Raw genomic sequence first — 17,621 nt, forward strand, 5'->3', positions numbered from 1 at the left:
GGGCCCGCCGGCGGTTCTTCCGTAAACAATAGAAAGATCGACAATGGCACGAACTGGCCCCAAAAATTCAGCCCTTCGGGTGCTGGTCTGGCTTGGCGTTATCCTCGCCGTCCTGACGGCCGTCCTCGCGGGCGGCACCATGGCCGGGCAGGCAAGCTGGGCCCCGAAGCTGGCCCTGGACCTTGAAGGCGGCACCCAGATGATCCTGGCGCCCAAGGTAGCGGGCGGTTCGGACATTAACGAAGAGCAACTGAACCAGGCGGTGGCGATCATCCGCCAGCGCGTGGACGGCTCCGGCGTCGCGGAAGCCGAGATCAGCACGCAGTCCGGGCGCAACGTCATCGTCAGCCTGCCGGGCACCCCCTCCAAGGAAACCCGCAAGCTGATCCAGGCCTCCGCCGACATGAACTTCCGCCCGGTGATCCAGGCCGGCGCCGGCGCTCCGGTGCCCGAAGCGTCCCGGACCCCGGCGGCGAAACTGCCCAAGCCCACCGCCGCCCCGAAGAACGGCAGCGACGAGAACTGGGTCACGGCGGACGTCTACAAGAAGTTCGAGGCGCTCGACTGCGACAACCCGTCCCAGGACAAGCAGGAACGCTCCGACCCGGCCAAGCCGCTGGTCACCTGCGAACCCGCCGCCGAGGGCCGGCCCGCGATCAAGTACATCCTGGGCCCGGTCGAGGTCAAGGGCTCGAACATCAAGTCCTCGTCCTTCCAGCTGCAGCGCGGCGCCCAGGGCGCCGTCACCAACGAGTGGGCCGTCGACATCCAGTTCGACGACGAGGGCACCGCAAAGTTCAAGACGGTCACCGAACGGCTGAACAAGTTCTACGTCGACGCCGGCGGCGAGACCGGCTCGGACCCGAAGGCGCAGTTCGCCATCGTCCTGGACGACCAGGTCATCTCCGCCCCGCGGTCGCAGGCGGTCATCACCGACGGACGCCCGCAGATCACCGGCGGATTCACCGAGCAGTCCGCCAAGGCGCTCTCCGACCAGCTCCGCTTCGGCGCCCTGCCGATCAGCTTCGATATCCAGAGCGAGCAGCAGATCTCCGCCACGCTCGGCGGTGAGCAGCTGCGCATGGGCATGCTGGCCGGCCTGATCGGCCTGCTGCTGGTCGTGGTCTACTCGCTGTTCCAGTACCGGGCGCTCGGCTTCGTCACCGTCGCCTCCCTCGTCGTCGCCGGCGCGCTGACCTACCTGGCCATCGCGATCCTCGGCTGGACCGAGAACTACCGGCTCTCGCTGGCAGGCGTGGCGGGCATCATCGTGGCCATCGGCCAGACGGCCGACTCCTTCATCGTCTACTTCGAACGCATCCGCGACGAACTGCGTGAGGGCCGTGGCCTGGTCTCCGCCGTGGAGAACGGCTGGAAGCGTGCCAAGCGCACCGTCCTGGCCTCCAAGGCCGTGAACTTGCTGGCCGCCCTGGTGCTCTACTTCGTCGCCGTCGGCAACGTCCGCGGCTTCGCGTTCACCCTGGGCCTGACGGCGATCGCCGACCTGATCGTGGTCTTCATGTTCACGCACCCGACCCTGCAGCTGCTGGCCCGGACCAAGTTCTTCGGTGAAGGCCACAAGTTCTCCGGCCTGGACCCGAAGCGGCTCGGCGCCGTGCCCCTCTACCGGGGTGCCGGGCGGATCCGCACGCCGGAGGAGCGGCCCGTCGCCGCCCCGCGCGCCAAGAACACCGGTGCCGCGGCCGAGGCCGAACGCCGCATGACCATCGCAGAACGGCGGCTCGCGGAACGGCAGGAACAACTCGCCGGCTCCAGCAAGAGCGCGTCCAAGGAAGGCAAGTAAATGGCCAGCTTCGCCACATTCGGCAACGACCTCTACACCGGCAAGCGATCCTACGACTTCGTCGGGGCCAAGAAGATCTGGTTCCTCGTCGCCGCGGCCGCCGTAGCGCTGTCGATCCTGCTGCCGGTCGTCAAGGGCGGGTTCAACCTCGGCATCGAGTTCCGGGGCGGCTCCGAATTCACGGTCTCCAACGTCAAGGACCGCGACCCGGCCCTCGGCGAGAAGGCCGTCCAGGACGTCGTCTCCGGCACCCTGCCGCGCGTGGCCAACGTCGCCGGCAACACGATGCGGATCCAGACGGACAAGCTCAGCGACGACGAGACGCTCCGGATCAAGGACGGGCTCACCAAGGCGTACGGCGTCACCGACAACGAGGTGACCTCCACCTTCGTGGGCCCGACCTGGGGCGCGGACGTGACCAAGCAGGCGCTGATCGGCCTGGCCATCTTCGTCGGTCTCGCAGCGGTCCTCATGGCGCTGTACTTCAGGACCTGGAAGATGTCCCTGTCCGCCCTCGCCGGCATGGCCGTGACGATGTTCATCACCGCCGGCGTGTACTCGCTCAGCGATTTCGAAGTCACCCCCTCGGCGATCATCGGCTTCCTCACCGTGCTCAGCTACTCCCTGTATGACACCGTGGTCGTCTTCGACAAGATCCGGGAAAACACCGCGGACCTGCAGGCATCCACCCGGCGCACCTTCGCCGAGGAAGTCAACCTCGCCGTGAACCAGACCCTGGTGCGTTCCATCAACACCATGATGGTGGCGATCCTGCCGGTCGGCGCGATCCTCTTCATCGGCGCGGGGCTGCTCGGCGCCGGTACGCTGCGCGACCTCTCGCTGGCCCTGTTCGTCGGCATCCTGATCGGCACCGCCGCGACCATCTTCGTCGCCGCGCCGCTGTACGCGTGGCTGCGCCAGGGCGAGCCGGACCTGGTCAAGCAGGCCAAGCGCGTCCAGCAGCGCCGTGCCGCCGACCCCGCCAGGCAGGCACCCGCCACGGCCTGACCGCCGCGGTACAGAAGCGCCCGACGGGCCGGAGAACGTCCTTGTGGCGTCCTCCGGCCCGTCTGCGTAGGAGGCGCGGTTATCGAAGTATCCTGCCGCGGGAATAGACTTGAATAATTAACGGGTTTTGAGAGGTTGCTTCTGTGGAAGATCGTTCGACGCCGGCGCCAGCCGCCCCGGCGGAAAAGGCCTCCGGCCAGGGGCCGGGTACCGGCGTCGTGGCTGACGGCCGTTCCGACACGGCCGTGCCCGTCGACAACACCGGAGCCCGGTCCACCTTCCCGGGCCGCCGCGAACGCACCCGCTCGCGGCTGGCCCGCCTCACCGGCCGCGGCACCCCCGCCTACTCACCCATCCTCGAGCCGCTGCTGCGGACCGTACGCGCCAACAACCCTAAAGACGACTTTGAACTCATCCAGCGTGCCTTCGTCGTCGCGGAACGCTGCCACCGCGGACAGAAGCGTAAAAGCGGGGACCCGTACATCACCCACCCGGTTGCCGTCGCCACCATCCTGGCCGAACTCGGCCTGAACGGCACCACCCTCGCCGCCGCGCTGCTGCACGATACGGTCGAGGACACCTCCTACACGCTGGAGGACTTGAAGGGTGAATTCGGGCCTGAGGTCGCGATGCTGGTGGACGGCGTCACCAAGCTGGACAAGGTGAGCTTCGGCGAAGCCGCCCAGTCCGAGACGGTGCGCAAGATGGTCGTGGCGATGGCCAAGGACATCCGGGTCCTGATGATCAAGCTCGCCGACCGGCTGCACAACGCCCGGACCTGGCGCTTCGTCTCGGCCGAATCCTCGGCGCGCAAGGCCCGCGAAACCCTGGAGATCTTTGCCCCGCTGGCGCACCGGCTCGGCATGAACACGATCAAGTGGGAGCTGGAGGACCTGTCCTTCGCGGCGCTCTACCCGAAGGTCTACGAGGAAATCGTCCGGATGGTCGGGGAGCGGACCCCCGAGCGGGAGAAGAGCCTCGCCGTCATCCGCAACCAAATCACCGAGGACCTGCGGGCAGCCAAGATCAAGGCCACCATCACGGGCCGGCCAAAGCACTACTACTCGATCTACCAGAAGATGATCGTCCGGGATAAGGATTTCGACGACATCAACGACTTGATGGGCGTCCGGGTGCTGGTGGACTCGGTCCGGGACTGCTACGCGGCGCTGGGGGCCATGCATTCGCGCTGGAACCCGCTGCCGGGCCGGTTCAAGGACTACATCGCGATGCCCAAGTTCAACATGTACCAGTCACTGCACACCACGGTGATCGGTCCGGGCGGCAAGCCGGTGGAGATCCAGATCCGCACGCACGAGATGCACCGCCGCGCCGAGTATGGTGTCGCGGCGCACTGGAAATACAAGGACCAGCCCAACCGCACCGCCGCGGGGCCGGGCAGCCCGCGCGACGGCGACATGGGCTGGCTCCGCTCGCTCGTGGACTGGCAGCAGGAAACCTCCGACCCGGGCGAGTTCCTCGATTCGCTGCGCTTTGAGATCAACGCCCGCGAAGTGTTCGTCTTTACCCCCAAGGGTGAGGTGATGGCACTGCCGGCCGGTTCGACGCCGGTGGACTTCGCCTACGCCGTGCATACCGAGGTCGGGCACCGCACGATCGGCGCGCGCGTCAACGGCAAGCTCGTCCCGCTCAACAGCGAACTGAATCACGGCGACTGGGTGGAAATCTTCACCTCCAAGGCCGAAGGCGCCGGACCCAGCCAGGACTGGCAGCACTTCGTCAAGAGCGCCCGGGCCCGGAACAAGATCCGGCAGTGGTTCAGCAAGGAGCGCCGCGAGGAGGCGATCGACCGCGGCAAGGAGCTGCTGACCAAGGCGATGCGCAAGCAGAACCTGCCGCTGCAGCGCCTGATGACCCACGACGCCCTCGCCGCGATTGCCGAGGACTTCAAGTACACGGACATCTCCGGTCTCTACGCGGGCGTCGGCGACGGGCACACCTCCGCCCAGTCCGTGATGGAACGGCTCGTCGAGAGCCTCGGCGGCAACGACACCCCCGAGGACGACCTCACCGAGGTCTCCATCCCCGCCCAGGTCAGCAAGACCCGGTACTCCGACTCCGGCGTCGTGGTCCGCGGCGTCGACGACGTCTGGGTGAAGCTGGCGCGGTGCTGCACCCCGGTGCCGCCGGACCCGATCCTGGGCTTCGTCACCCGCGGCTCCGGCGTTTCGGTCCACCGCACCGACTGCACGAACGTGTCCGGCCTGATGGACCAGCCGGACAGGATCGTCGAAGTGGAGTGGGCGCCGACGCAGTCCAGCGTCTTCCTGGTCGAAATCCAGGTCGAGGCCCTGGACCGCAAGTCGCTGCTGTCCGACGTCACCCGGGTGCTCTCCGAGAACCACGTCAACATCCTTGCCGCCAGCGTGCATACCTCGACCGACCGGGTCGCGATCTCGAAGTTCGCCTTCGAGATGGGAGATCCGAAGTACCTGAGCCACGTGCTCAGCGCGGTCCGACGGATCGACGGTGTCTTCGACGTCTACCGCACCACCGGAAACCGCCGCCGCAGCTGACGCCGGCAGCCGGGGCGTCTGGTCACTCGAGGGCGGCCAGCGTCTCCAAGGCGGTCTTCCGGTACGGCAGCCGCGGCACTGCTTCGACGGCGCGGCGCAGCAGGCCAGTGCGGATGCCCAGCCCGGGCGCGTCGAGGAAGGCCTGCAGGGCCGGCAGCGCCCGCCCGGGCTCGACATGCAGGGCGATATCCACCGCGGTCCGCAGCGGGCTGGACACCAGCAGCCCGCCGAGGCTCACGACGTCGAACGGTCCGAGCTTGACCTCATGGAAACTGCAGCCGCGGGTGGCCCGCAGGCTCGAAACCCGGCGGTTGGCGTCCACCAGCAGGGCGAGCCGGTCCGGTTCGGGCGCGCAGCCGAAAATCCAGGCCGCGGTCATCCGGCCCGCCACGACGCGCTGCCGGATCGGTGCCGGAAGGGCGCAGGCGACGGCCCGGGCGCGGAGCCGCGGAGTTGACTGCGCGCCGGGCGGCAGGAACCCGCGCTGGGCGAACCGGACGAGCACGCCGTCGGCCGCCATTGCCTGCAACTCCGGCCAGGAAAAGAGCCGGCCGGGGGAGTAGAGCACCTCGAAGGCGTCGTCGGCAGCGTGCGGCAGAACCATGCAGCAATCGTCGCGTCCGGGCCGGAACACAGGACAGGCCCCGTTCCGGTCATGTGGATAACCGGGACGGAGCCTGTCCTTCGGCAGTGGCTGCCGGGCGGCAGCTGCCTCGCGGCGCTGTACTGCTAGGAGAGTTCGCTGGCGGAGCGCTCAAGCTGCTCCAGCCAGGCCTGGCGCGCCTCGAGGGCTTCCCGGGCCGCCGCGATCTTCCGCTCGTCCCCGGCCTTCTCGGCCTTGGCCAGGTCGTCCTTGAGGCCTGCGATGGCGGATTCCAGCTGGGTCAGGGCGCTGTTGGTGCGGGCCTTGGTTTCCGGGTTGGACCGCTTCCAGTTCTCGTCCTCGGCGTGGCGGACGGCGTCCTCGACCTTCCGCAGGCCCGCTTCGATCCGGCCCATGTCGGCCCGCGGGACCTTGCCGGCGTCTTCCCAGCGGTCGCGGATGGACTGCAGGGCCTTCTTCGTGGCGGCGAGGTCCTTGATCGGCAGGAGCTCGTTCGCCTCGGCCAGCAGGGCTTCCTTCACCACGAGGTTCGCGCCGTATTCCTGGTCGATCTCGTCGTTGGCGGCCTGCCGGTTGGTGAAGAAGACGTCCTGGGCCGCGCGGAAGCGGGCCCACAGCGCGTCGTCGTCCTTGCGGCTGGCACGCGGCGAGGCCTTCCACTGGTCCATCAGGCGCCGGTACTCGCCGGCGGCGTAGCCCCACTCGGTGGAGGAAGACAGTGCCTCCGCCTCGGCGATCAGCTTCTCCTTGGCGGCCTTCGCCGCGGAGTTGGTGCTGTCCAGCTGGGAGAAGTACGCGCGGCGGTGCCGGTCAAAGACGGTACGGGCGGCGCGGAACCGCTTCCAGAGGGCGTCCTCGTTGCTGCGGCCCAGCCGGACCCCGCTCTTCTGGGCGGTCTTCCAGCTTTCGAATAGCTCGTTCATCCGCGCGCTCGAGGTCTTCCACTGCGTCTGGGCGGGGTCGTTCCCTGCGATCTGCTCGGCTTCGGCGACAATCGCCTCGCGGGCGGCGAGCTCGGCGGCGCGGACGGCGTCGTGCTCGGCCTTTTCCGTCTTCTCGAGGTCGGCGATCTGGCCGGAGAGGGTATCCAGGCGGGCCTCGGCGGCGCGAAGGTCGCCCACCATGTTGCGCTCGGCAAGGATTTCCCGCAGGTGCGTCACGGTCTTCTGCATGTCGGTGGCCGGCGCCTTCGACGCCACCCGCTGCTCGAGCAGGACGATCTGGGCGAGGACGTCGTCGTACTTGCGCGCGAAGTAGCCCAGCGCCTCGTCATCGCTGACACCCGGGTACTGGCCGACCGGGTGCTCCTCGCCGTCGATGGTCAGGAAGACGTGGCCGTCTCCTTCCACCCGGCCCCAGCGGGACGCTTCGGCCAGGGAGGCGGCGCTGGACGCGGCAGCGGCAGCGGTCACCACGGGGGACGGCGCGGCCTTCGGCCGGGCGGCGAACGCCGCCGGAGAGGGCGCGGGGCGCGGCGCAGGCGACGGCGCGGGGGCCGGGGCTGCCGCACCTGCCTCGGGGGCCGTGGCCGGGGCCTCGGTCTGGTTGGCAGCTGCTGCTACTGTTTCGTCGGATTTCTGACTGTCTGTCACCGCTAGAAGTCTTTCGCTTGGAGGGAAATACCGGCACCGTGGCCACACGGGCCCGGCTGGTTACTTCAGAGAGAACGAGTCTATCGTGACTGGTTCTTTAGGTGCGCCGTCCGTTGCGCTGGAACCCGGTTTAATTCCCGCCGCAGCGATCTTGCTGACCACGTCGAGTCCGGAGGTGACCTTGCCGACGACAGTGTAGCCGCCGGCCGCGTCGGCGGGGATCTGGGTGTCCTTGTAAACGATGAAGAACTGGGTTCCGTTGCCGTAGGCGTTCCCGCCGGTCCGGGCCACGGCAATGGTGCCGGCCGGGTACTTGTTGTCGGCCGGTGTGTTTTCCAGCGGGCCCCACGTGTAGGCAGGGTCGCCGCTGCCGTCGCCGGACTTGGACCCGCACTGCAACACACCGAAGGACTCCCCGGTGGTCAGCCGGTGGCAGCTCAGGCCCTTGTAGAAGCCCTGGTCCGCGAGGGACTTGAAGACGGCGGCGGTCTGCGGGGCCTTCGTGCCGTCCAGTTCGACGCCGAGGCTGCCGCGGTTCAGCGCCAGCGTGCCGGTGAACATCTTGCCGGCCGCGGTCTCCGGCTTCGGGATGTCCGGCCCGTTGCTCGCGGCGGCGGACGGGCTGGCGGTGGGGCTCTCCAGGCCGGCTTCGGCGGCCTTGAAGTCGTCCTCGCTCGGGTTGCCGGAGAACACGGCGAGCTGCAGCACCAGCGCCAGGACAAGGGCAGCGCCGCCGCCCGCGGCGGCGACGATGTTGTCGCGTTTCCGCCGCCGGTCCTGGTCACGGCGCAGCTCCCGCTTGGCCTCCATCTGCTGGACGCGCCGCTTGGCCTCACGGGCACTGCGTGAACTGGCCGCCAAAAGTCCTCCTGGAAATAGGGCCGCACCCGGTCAGCGCCGGGGCGCCGGTCCGGTGCAGCGCGCGAGCTGCCGGCAGTACTGTCCGGGCGCCGCCGCATTAGAGATGAGCGCGCCGAGCGCATAAACTGACTGCCGCACACAGTTTATGCATGACCGGCCGGTCTGCGCGGGACGCCGCGGCCGCTGCGCCCGCGCACCTTCCCGCCGCCGTCGTAACCCAAGGAGAAAATTCCACCATGGCACGCACCGCCTCCCTGTCCGGATTCCCCGAGTGGCTTCCCGAGGAGCGGTTGGTGGAACTGCATGTGCTGGACACCCTGCGGCGGACCTTCGAGCTGCACGGCTTCTCGTCCATTGAGACGCGCGCCGTGGAAACCGTCGGGCAGCTGCTGCGCAAGGGGGAGATCGACAAGGAGGTCTACGGCCTCAGCCGGCTCCAGGACGACGCAGGCGACGCTGCGGATGCGGCCGGCACGTCACACAAGGCGGACCCGCACGCGCTGGCCCTGCACTTCGATCTCACTGTGCCGTTCGCCCGGTACGTGGTGGAGAACTCCGGCTACCTGGCCTTCCCGTTCCGCCGTTACCAGATCCAGAAGGTCTGGCGCGGTGAGCGCCCGCAGGAGGGCCGGGCGCGCGAGTTCACCCAGGCTGACATCGACATCGTCGGCGACGGCGAGCTGCCGTTCCGCTACGACGTCGAGATCGCGCTGGTGATCGCCGAGGCCCTGTCCGCCCTGCCGATCCCGGACTTCCTGCTCCGGATCAACAACCGCAAGCTGGCCGAAGGCTTCTACAACGGCATCGGCCTCACCGACACCGCCGGGGTGCTGCGCAGCATCGACAAGCTGGAGAAAATCGGTCCCGCCAAGGTCGCCGAGCTGCTCAAGTCGGAGCTTGGCGCCACCGGGGAGCAGGCGCAGGCCGCGCTGAAGCTCGCCGGCATCCGCACCGCGGACACCTCGTTCGTCGAACAGGTCCGGGCCCTCGGCGTGAGCAACGAGCTGCTCGAGGAGGGCCTGAACGAACTGGAGCAGGTCATCGCCGCCGCGGTCCAGCGCGCCCCGGGCAAAGTGGTCGCGGACCTCAGCATTGCCCGCGGCCTCGACTACTACACCGGCACCGTCGTCGAGACCGTCCTGGTGGGCCACGAGCAGCTCGGCTCGATCTGTTCCGGCGGCCGTTACGACGCGCTGGCGAGCAAGGGCAACCGCAAGTTCCCCGGCGTCGGGCTCTCCATCGGCGTGACCCGGCTGGTGTCCCGGATCCTCAGCCAGGACCTGGCCAAGGCTTCCCGGGCCGTCCCCACGGCCGTGCTGGTGGCCTTGAACGACGACGGCAGCTGGGGCGCCGCGCAGGATGTTGCGGCGCAGTTGCGCGCCCGCGGGATCGCGACCGAGGTAGCGGCGAAGGCCGAGAAGTTCGGCAAGCAGATCAAGTTCGCTGACCGCCGCGGCATTCCGTTCGTGTGGTTCACCGATGACGACGGCAAGCACCAGGTCAAGGACATCCGCACCGGCGAGCAGGTCGACGCCGACCCCGCCACCTGGGCCCCGGCCGAGGAGGACCTGCACGTCCGGGTGACCCGGGCCTAGCTGTACTGCCTAGGCCGGGTCAGGCCCCGCTGCGCGCCCGGAGCCGCAGCACCAGCGCCCGCCCGGCGATCCCCGCCGCCAGCACCCCGGCCATGCCCAGCGCCGAGGCCGGCGGCAGCGTCAGCGCCAGGACCACGCAGCCGGCGAAGCCCAGGACGTTGAGCCAGCGGGGGGCGAAGCGGCGCGGGCCGGTCAAGGTAAACGCGGCGGCGTTGGCCACCGCGTAGTAGACCAGTACCCCGAAGCTGGAGAAGCCCACCACGGTCAGCACGTTGGTGGTCAGCAGCAGAACGATCACCGCCGCAGCCACGGCGAGTTCGGCAACGAACGGGACCGTGTGCGGCCCGCCCACCCGGGCCAGGACAGGGGGAAGGTCGCGTTCCCGGGCCATCGCCATCGTCGTCCGGCCAACCCCGGTGATCAGGGCCAGCAGCGCGCCCAGGCACGCGGCGGCGGCCCCCGCCTGGACCAGCGGCACGCCGGCGCGCAGCCCGGAGTCCGCGACGGCGTCCAGCAGCGGGGCGGAGGAGGCGGCCAGCCGGTCCGCGGGCAGGTGCCACTGCAACAGCACAGCCAGGCCAAGGTAGATGACGAACGCCCCGGCGAGGGCCGCGAGGATGGCGCGCGGGATCGTCGTCGCCGGGTCCTTGACCTCCTCGCCCAGGGTGGCGATCCGTGCGTAGCCGGCGAAGGCGAAAAACATCAGCCCGGCCGCCGGGAGCACGCCCCACGCCCCGGCCGCCGTCATCCCGGATGCCAGGGTCCCGGACGCCGCGCCCGCGCCGGCCGGGTGCGGGCCGATCAGCGCCGCGGCCGCCACGAACGCGATGGTGGCGAGCACGACGGCCAGCAGAATCTTGGTCAGCACCGCGGTTCGCGTGATGCCGAGCAGGTTCACGCCGGTCAGCACGACGACGGCGGCCACCGCGATCGGGGTGGCGAAACCCGGCGCCACGTAGTGCCCGAAGGTCAGGGCCATCGCGGCGCAGGACGCGGTTTTTCCGGTCACGAACCCCCAGCCGGCGATGAACCCCGGCCATTCGCCCAGCTGCCGGCGGCCGTAGACGTAGGTACCTCCGCTGGAGGGATACCGGGCGGCGAGCTGGGCGGAGGCGACGGCGTTGCAGTAGGCCACCACCCCGGCCACGGCGACCGCGACGGCCAGTAGCCCACCGGCCAGGGCCGCGGCGGGGGAGAACACCACGAACACGCCGGCCCCCAGCATCGACCCGAGGCCGATCGCGGTGGAATCGACCACGCCGAGGCGGCGCTGCAGCTGCCCCGGCGGGGTGGGAGGGAGGGCCATGGCGGAAGGGTCCTTTCCAGCGGGTAAACTCAAACGGGACCGTTCCCGCAACGGTCCACCCTAATACCACCTGTTTTCCTGCTGAAAGGCGAGCTGTGCTGCGCACACACGACCTCGGATCGCTTCGTTCCGAGCACATTGGACAAACCGTAACCCTCGCCGGCTGGGTCGGCCGGCGTCGTGACCACGGTGGTGTCGCTTTCGTGGACCTGCGCGACGCCTCGGGCGTCGCCCAGGTCGTCGTCCGTGAGGAAGAGGTCTTCCACGGCCTCCGCAACGAGTTCGTGCTGCAGGTTATCGGCACGGTTGCCAAGCGCCCGGAGGGCAACGAGAACCCGGCGCTGGCCACCGGCGAGATCGAGGTGATGGCCGAGAAGGTCACCATCCTGAACACCTCCGACCCGCTGCCGTTCCAGATTGACGAGCACGTCGAGGTCGGCGAGGAGGCCCGCCTCAAGCACCGCTACCTGGACCTGCGCCGCCCCGGCCCCGCCCGCAACCTGCGGCTGCGCTCCGAGGCCAACCGCGTGGCCCGCGAACTGCTGCACCAGGACGGCTACGTCGAGATCGAGACGCCCACGCTGACGCGCTCGACGCCGGAAGGCGCCCGCGACTTCGTCGTGCCCGCCCGCCTCGCGCCGGGCTCGTGGTACGCCCTGCCGCAGTCGCCCCAGCTCTTCAAGCAGCTCCTGCAGGTCGGCGGCTTCGAGAAGTACTACCAGATCGCCCGCTGCTACCGTGACGAGGACTTCCGCGCGGACCGCCAGCCGGAATTCACCCAGCTCGACATCGAAGCCAGCTTCGTGGAGCAGGACGACATCATCAACCTCGGCGAAAGCATCGTGAAGGCGCTGTGGAAGCTGATCGACGTCGAGATCCCGACGCCCATCCAGCGCATCACGTACAACGACGCGATGGCCCGCTACGGTTCGGACAAGCCGGACCTGCGCTTCGGCCTGGAGCTCACCGAGCTCACCGAGTTCTTCAAGGACACCAACTTCGGCGTCTTCAAGGCCCCGTACGTCGGTGCCGTCGTCATGCCGGGCGGCGCCTCGCAGGCCCGCCGCGCCCTCGATGCCTGGCAGGAATGGGCCAAGCAGCGCGGCGCGAAGGGCCTCGCCTACGTGTTGTTCAAGGAAGACGGCGAGCTGGCCGGCCCCGTGGCCAAGAACCTGACCGAGACCGAACGTGCCGGCCTCGCCGCCGCGGTCGGCGCCAAGCCCGGCGACTGCATCTTCTTCGCCGCCGGTGAGAAGACCCCGTCCCGGGCGCTGCTTGGCGCCGCCCGCGTCGAGATCGGCCACCGCACCGGCCTGATCAACCCGAGCGACTGGGCCTTCTGCTGGGTCGTCGACGCACCGATGTTCGAGCCGGCCGCGGCCGCGGTCGCCTCCGGCGACGTCGCTGTCGGCGGCGGCAAGTGGACGGCCGTGCACCACGCCTTCACCTCGCCCAAGCCCGAATTCATGGACAGCTTCGACACCGATCCGGAAACCGCCCTGGCCTACGCGTACGACATCGTCTGCAACGGCAACGAAATCGGCGGCGGCTCGATCCGTATCCACCAGGGAGACGTCCAGGAGCGGGTCTTCAAGGTCATGGGCCTCTCGCACGAGGACGCGCAGGAGAAGTTCGGCTTCCTGCTCGAGGGCTTCAAGTTCGGCGCGCCCCCGCACGGCGGCATCGCGTTCGGCTGGGACCGCGTCGTCTCGCTGCTCGCCGGCGTGGACTCGATCCGCGACGTCATCGCGTTCCCGAAGTCCGGCGGCGGCTACGACCCGCTGACCCAGGCGCCGGCACCGATCACGGCCCAGCAGCGCAAGGAAGCCGGCGTGGACTTCAAGCCGGAGGCCAAGAAAGCCGCGCCTCCGGCGGACGGCGCCAAGTAGCTTGACATGACGATCAGCAAAGGCTTCCCGGGTATCCGGGGAGCCTTTGCTGTCTCTTAGAAGTAGGAGGTGGGGGCCACATGGCAGCGGAACCGATGCCTGGGATCGAAGCGTTGATGGACGCCGCGTGGGCCGCCCCCGACCGGGAGGAGCGCGCGGGCTGGGTCCTCCGCGCAGCTTCCGGGGTGACCCAGCGGGCCAATTCCGTGTGGCCGCGCGAACCTGGCACGGATCCGCACCTGCTGTCAGCGGCCCTCAGGGAGGCGCGCCTTTGGTACCGGAAACGACGGCTTCCGCTGATCTTCCAGGTCTTCGACGACCCTCGTTCCGCGCCGCTCAACGCCTTGCTGGACGAGGAAGGGTTCACCCGGCAGTCCGAGACCCTGATACTGGTCCGGGACGGCGGGACGGAGGTCCCTGCCGCCGGCGGCGTCGAAATATCCGAGGCTCCCACTCGGGAATGGCTGCGGCTGTGGTGGAGTGTGGACGGCCGCGGTGACGACAAGGACCTCGCCGTCGCCCGGAAAATCCTTGAAGCGTGCCCCTCGCTGTACGCCCTCGTGCGCGACGACGGCGGTGAGCCGGCCGCCGTCGGGCGCCTGTCCCTGCCACCGGACGCCGGCGGCGCCGCGGGCGGGCTGTACTGCATGGCGACGCGCCCGGACGCCCGGCGGAGCGGTTACGCCTTCCGGATCCTGCGGGCGCTGTTGAGTGAAGGCGAAGCCCGCGGCGTCACGTCGTTCTGGCTGCTGGTGGTGGCCTCCAACACCGGAGCCCGCGAGCTTTACACCCGCGCGGGGTTCCGGCTGGCCGGCCGCTACCTTTACCGGCAGGAACGGCCCAAGAGGAACCTCACGGGCTGCTGACCAGGTGTCTCAGTCCGTCGCGTCCCGGGACTCCCGGGACTCCCGGTGCCGGAGAAGCCTTGAGGTGATAGCCGACGCCAGATACCAGGACCCCAGCGCATACGCTGCCCCGGCCGCCACGATCGCGGGGACATTGGCGCCGTCCATTAGCAGGGCACCGCACGTCAGCAGGACCGACGCCAGACCGGCACCCCACGCCGCGGCGCGGGCCTGGCTCCTGACCGACGGGAACGGCAATTTCCAAGCCTGCACGAAAAGCCCCGCGACAGCGCCGGTTGCCGGGGCCAACGCCATCCCGGCACCGACCGGCACACCGACCAGGATGGGGATGATCCCCGGTCCGCCCGGTCCCCATGTCGAGGCGAGGACGGGGTCGAGGACGCGCTGGAGGGCCGAAATTGCGCTCAGGACAGCGCCGACAGCCGCGCCGGTTGCCATACCGGCAAGGACTGCCAGCAAATACAGCGGCAGCAGTAACGATCCGAGCTTCTGTCCGGCGGTTTGTGGCATGGGCCCACCCTAGCGGCCGCCACTGAGGGATTCCGGGGAACCCGTCCGGCCGAGCCGAAGCCAACTCTAATTTTGTCGGTGCCTCCTGCTTTGATGGGGGTATGGAAAGCAGCGCGGCTTTTAGTACGGAAACCCAGGAGGCGGCGGCCGCCGTCGCTGATTCCGCCGGTGCGCTGAATGCTCTTGTTCGCGGGGCTTCTTCCGGCTTGCCCGACGGCGGGTACGATCCGCTGCCGGATGGTGCTGATCCGTTGCGGGCACGGGCGGAAGCGTGTCTGGACGGTTTCGCGGAGCTGGCGCGGCTGGATGCGCGGAGCGCGGCGTTGCGGGCGCGGATCACCGCGGAATATCTGGACGCGACCAAGGCGCTGGCGGCGCCGGAACTGCTCAACACCGCTCAGGAGATGGCGGAAATCGCCGAGGTCGCAGGTAGCATGACCGTTTCCGAACGCACGGCCGGGGCGCTGATCTCCGACTGTGTGGCACTGACGGAAAGGCTGCCGCTGACCCTGAAAGCCCTGCAAGCCGGGACCCTCTCGTGGCAGCACGCCCGGATCATGGTGGACGAGACAGCGAACTTGGACGCGGCCGGGGCGGCGGCGCTGGAAGCGCATTTCCTGGACCCGGCCGCGCCGGACACGGCCCGGGGTTGCCCGGCCGGGGAGCTGGTTCCGGGCCGGTTCCGCGCCAGGGCGCGCACCTGGCGCGAACGCCACCATCCGGTGAGTATCGAGGCCCGGCATGCCCGGTGCGCGGCGGACCGGCGGGTGGAGTTCGTTCCGGACAGCGATGGCATGGCGTGGTTCAACGCGTACCTTCCGGCGGAGACCGCAGCGGGGATCTGGAACCGCACAACCGCTACGGCGAGGGCGTTGCAGGGCCCGGAGGAGTCCCGGACCTTGACCCAGCTCCGCGCGGATGTCGCCGCCACTCTCCTCCTCACGGGCAACAACACCGGCAGCGCGGACAATGCGGCCGGCGGGGACATCGTGAACGAGGACATTGTGGCTGGGGACGTTGCGGACGCGGGCGTTGTGGGCGGGGGTGCGCCGGTGCCGCGGGCTCAGGTCCTGGTCACCGTCCCCGTGTTGTCGTTGCTGGGTCTGACGGAGGAACCGGCGATGCTGGACGGGTACGGGCCGATCCCGCCCTCCACGGCTCGGCGCTTGGTGGCTGGCGGCGCGGATTCGTTCCACCGGGTCTTGGTTGATCCGCGGGATGGGGTGCCGCTGGAGATCGGGCGGACCAGTTACCGGGTCACGAAGGCTCTGCGGCAGTGGTTGCGTCTGCGCGACGGCAAATGCCCGTTCCCCGGCTGCAACAACTCTTCCCTCGACACGGATGCAGATCATGTGTTGGCGTGGGCCGATGGGGGGACCACCGGGATCAGCAACCTCGGCCAGCCGTGCCGGAAACACCACCGCCTCAAACACACCACGGCGTGGCGGCCCGTCGGGGCCACAAAGACCAGCCCACCGGGCTGGATTTCACCGGCGGGGCGGACTTACGCCAGCGAACCCCAGGACTGGGAACCACCAACCTGGCCTGACAACATCCCGCTCACCGACGCAATCCTGGAATACGGCGCGCCCGTGGACGCCGCTTGATCCCCGGCCCCTGGCCCCCGACTACCACGGCTGCTCTGCGCCACGCGGCGGCGCCCGTTCCCGGCAACACCCGCAGCGGCTGTAGTGATTCGGTCAGTCGTTGATGGCCTCGACTCCAAGCCGGTTCAGTTCTTCCAGGTGATTCCGCATGTGCTGGAGCACCTCGGGGGAATGTGGCTGCCAGTCCAGCACTTCATCGACCACCCGCAGCGGCTCGCGGGTTCGGTAGGACCTTGTCGGGTTTCCCGGAAACTTTTTGTCCGTCAGATTGGGGTCGTTCTCCAACGGGCCCGTTGGTTCCACGCGGTAGATCCTGCCCGGTCCCTCGCCGGCACCGAGTTCGGCGCCCCACGTCGCGGCATCCAGGGTTGCGGTCAGGTAGATGAAGTTCGCCTTTTTGCGGGCACCAAAGTTCGAGCTGTAGCCCGGTACCAGCAGGTCCCCCGGCTTCAGGTCAGCCTTGGTGCCGTGGTAAAAGGGCCCCGGATCCTTGTCCTCGGGCGCCTCTGGATGGTCCTCCATGCATTCCTCCTCGACGTCGTTGTCCCACTCGCGGCCGGCGGCCGCTGGCGTAAGCAGCCCGTCGGTCCAAGATAGCCGCCTTATCCGTCAGGAGGTCACGGGACGGGCGACGGCGTAGAACTGACCCCGCGGCCGGGGCTGGCTCCAGGTCCGAGGCTGCCGCTACGCCGGCGGGTCCGTCACCACGATCCGCACGGCGCACAGGTCCGCGGCGGCCTTCTTCAGCACCGCTGCCCGCGGGTCGGGGACATCCAGGAAGGGCAGCCGGGCCAGCGCCGCATAACCTTTCAGCACGGGCTCGGCCAGGACCTGATCGGCCAGGGTGCGGTCGCCGCCCGGGGCGAGGTATTCGATGCTGTGGTCCGCGAAAATCCGGGCGGCATGCTCGGCGACGGCCTCGACCAGGGCGTCCGCCTGGTTGGCCCTGCGCCGGGCGAAGCGCTGCTGGGACCAGCCCCCGGCCGCAGTGCGGGACTGCACATGCCGGGTCCCGGTCTTGGACGCGAGGACGCGTCCCTCGGAGACCACCGCGACCGAATAGCCGCCGCGGCGCACCAGGACCGCCCCGAGGCGCCGCGGCTGCGAGGCCAGGGACGCCAGCCGGGCCACAGCGTCGCTCCCGCGGCCGGGGCGGCCGTCCACCGGCCACGGCGGCAGCAGCAGTGCGGTGGCGCCGTCGGCAGCGATCAGCCGCAGCCCGGCATCCTCCGGGTCCTCCCGCAGCTCCCCGTGGCTGGCGGCGAAACGCTCCACCCAGCCGGGCAGCCGGTCGCCGGAGACAAATGCCACACGCGTGTCGGGGCTGGGCATGGCGCGGTCTCCGATGTGAGGTGCGGTGGGGCAGGCAGGGTGGCGGCCGCCGTGTCGGGGCGGCCGGGAACTAGAAGTAGCCTATCTATGTGGATGATCTCTTTGGCGCA

At 69.3% G+C, this 17,621-nt stretch carries 14 protein-coding genes; 7 read left to right on the top strand and 7 right to left on the bottom strand.

All coding sequences use genetic code 11. The features are described from left to right. Window positions 1-43: 43 nt before the first annotated feature. The 3 genes from secD (at window position 44) to ASG71_RS11005 (ending at window position 5,349) form a co-directional block, all read left to right on the top strand. Window positions 44-1,804, top strand: coding sequence for a protein translocase subunit SecD (gene secD, locus ASG71_RS10995; RefSeq protein ID WP_056739130.1), 1,761 nt, complete (start codon window positions 44-46; stop codon window positions 1,802-1,804). Beyond that, window positions 1,805-2,812 carry a protein translocase subunit SecF gene (gene secF / locus ASG71_RS11000; protein ID WP_056739132.1) on the top strand — a complete coding sequence of 336 codons (1,008 nt, stop codon included), beginning with the start codon at window positions 1,805-1,807 and terminating at the stop codon, window positions 2,810-2,812. Between the two features lie 143 nt (window positions 2,813-2,955). After that, complete coding sequence (locus ASG71_RS11005; RefSeq protein WP_056739135.1) at window positions 2,956-5,349, top strand: RelA/SpoT family protein; 2,394 nt, start codon at window positions 2,956-2,958, stop codon at window positions 5,347-5,349. Between the two features lie 22 nt (window positions 5,350-5,371). Here the strand turns inward: ASG71_RS11005 and ASG71_RS11010 are convergent, their stop codons facing one another. The 3 genes from ASG71_RS11010 to ASG71_RS11020 form a co-directional block, all read right to left on the bottom strand. Beyond that, window positions 5,372-5,953: a type IV toxin-antitoxin system AbiEi family antitoxin gene (locus tag ASG71_RS11010; protein WP_056739136.1), complete on the bottom strand. Its 582-nt coding sequence runs from the start codon at window positions 5,951-5,953 to the stop codon at window positions 5,372-5,374. A 125-nt stretch (window positions 5,954-6,078) separates the two neighbouring features. Next, entirely contained in the window at window positions 6,079-7,545 is a 1,467-nt protein-coding gene (locus ASG71_RS11015; RefSeq protein WP_056739138.1) for a DUF349 domain-containing protein, read from the bottom strand. Window positions 7,546-7,605: 60 nt separating this feature from the next. Next, complete coding sequence (locus ASG71_RS11020; protein WP_056739140.1) at window positions 7,606-8,406, bottom strand: peptidylprolyl isomerase; 801 nt, start codon at window positions 8,404-8,406, stop codon at window positions 7,606-7,608. A gap of 236 nt (window positions 8,407-8,642) precedes the next feature. Here ASG71_RS11020 and hisS point away from each other — a divergent pair, with 236 nt between their 5' ends. Beyond that, window positions 8,643-10,001: a histidine--tRNA ligase gene (hisS, locus tag ASG71_RS11025; RefSeq protein ID WP_056739142.1), complete on the top strand. Its 1,359-nt coding sequence runs from the start codon at window positions 8,643-8,645 to the stop codon at window positions 9,999-10,001. A 19-nt stretch (window positions 10,002-10,020) separates the two neighbouring features. Here hisS and ASG71_RS11030 read toward each other — a convergent pair whose 3' ends face one another. Next, a complete protein-coding gene (locus ASG71_RS11030) occupies window positions 10,021-11,307 on the bottom strand; it encodes an APC family permease (protein ID WP_056739144.1) in 1,287 nt (428 codons plus the stop codon). A 95-nt stretch (window positions 11,308-11,402) separates the two neighbouring features. Here ASG71_RS11030 and aspS point away from each other — a divergent pair, with 95 nt between their 5' ends. Next, window positions 11,403-13,196 carry an aspartate--tRNA ligase gene (aspS, locus tag ASG71_RS11035; RefSeq protein ID WP_056739146.1) on the top strand — a complete coding sequence of 598 codons (1,794 nt, stop codon included), beginning with the start codon at window positions 11,403-11,405 and terminating at the stop codon, window positions 13,194-13,196. A gap of 80 nt (window positions 13,197-13,276) precedes the next feature. Beyond that, window positions 13,277-14,062, top strand: coding sequence for a GNAT family N-acetyltransferase (locus ASG71_RS11040; RefSeq protein ID WP_056739149.1), 786 nt, complete (start codon window positions 13,277-13,279; stop codon window positions 14,060-14,062). A 9-nt stretch (window positions 14,063-14,071) separates the two neighbouring features. Here ASG71_RS11040 and ASG71_RS11045 read toward each other — a convergent pair whose 3' ends face one another. Beyond that, window positions 14,072-14,572 carry a hypothetical protein gene (locus ASG71_RS11045; protein WP_056739151.1) on the bottom strand — a complete coding sequence of 167 codons (501 nt, stop codon included), beginning with the start codon at window positions 14,570-14,572 and terminating at the stop codon, window positions 14,072-14,074. 101 nt (window positions 14,573-14,673) lie between these two features. Here ASG71_RS11045 and ASG71_RS11050 point away from each other — a divergent pair, with 101 nt between their 5' ends. After that, on the top strand, window positions 14,674-16,179 hold the full coding sequence (locus ASG71_RS11050; RefSeq protein ID WP_056739153.1) for an HNH endonuclease signature motif containing protein: 1,506 nt from the start codon (window positions 14,674-14,676) through the stop codon (window positions 16,177-16,179). Window positions 16,180-16,272: 93 nt separating this feature from the next. Here ASG71_RS11050 and arr read toward each other — a convergent pair whose 3' ends face one another. Continuing rightward, complete coding sequence (arr, locus tag ASG71_RS11055) at window positions 16,273-16,701, bottom strand: NAD(+)--rifampin ADP-ribosyltransferase (protein ID WP_056739155.1); 429 nt, start codon at window positions 16,699-16,701, stop codon at window positions 16,273-16,275. A gap of 162 nt (window positions 16,702-16,863) precedes the next feature. Beyond that, on the bottom strand, window positions 16,864-17,511 hold the full coding sequence (locus ASG71_RS11060; protein ID WP_056739157.1) for an acVLRF1 family peptidyl-tRNA hydrolase: 648 nt from the start codon (window positions 17,509-17,511) through the stop codon (window positions 16,864-16,866). Between the last annotated feature and the right edge of the window lie 110 nt (window positions 17,512-17,621).

The organism is Arthrobacter sp. Soil763, assembly GCF_001428365.1.
Lineage (GTDB): Bacteria > Actinomycetota > Actinomycetes > Actinomycetales > Micrococcaceae > Arthrobacter.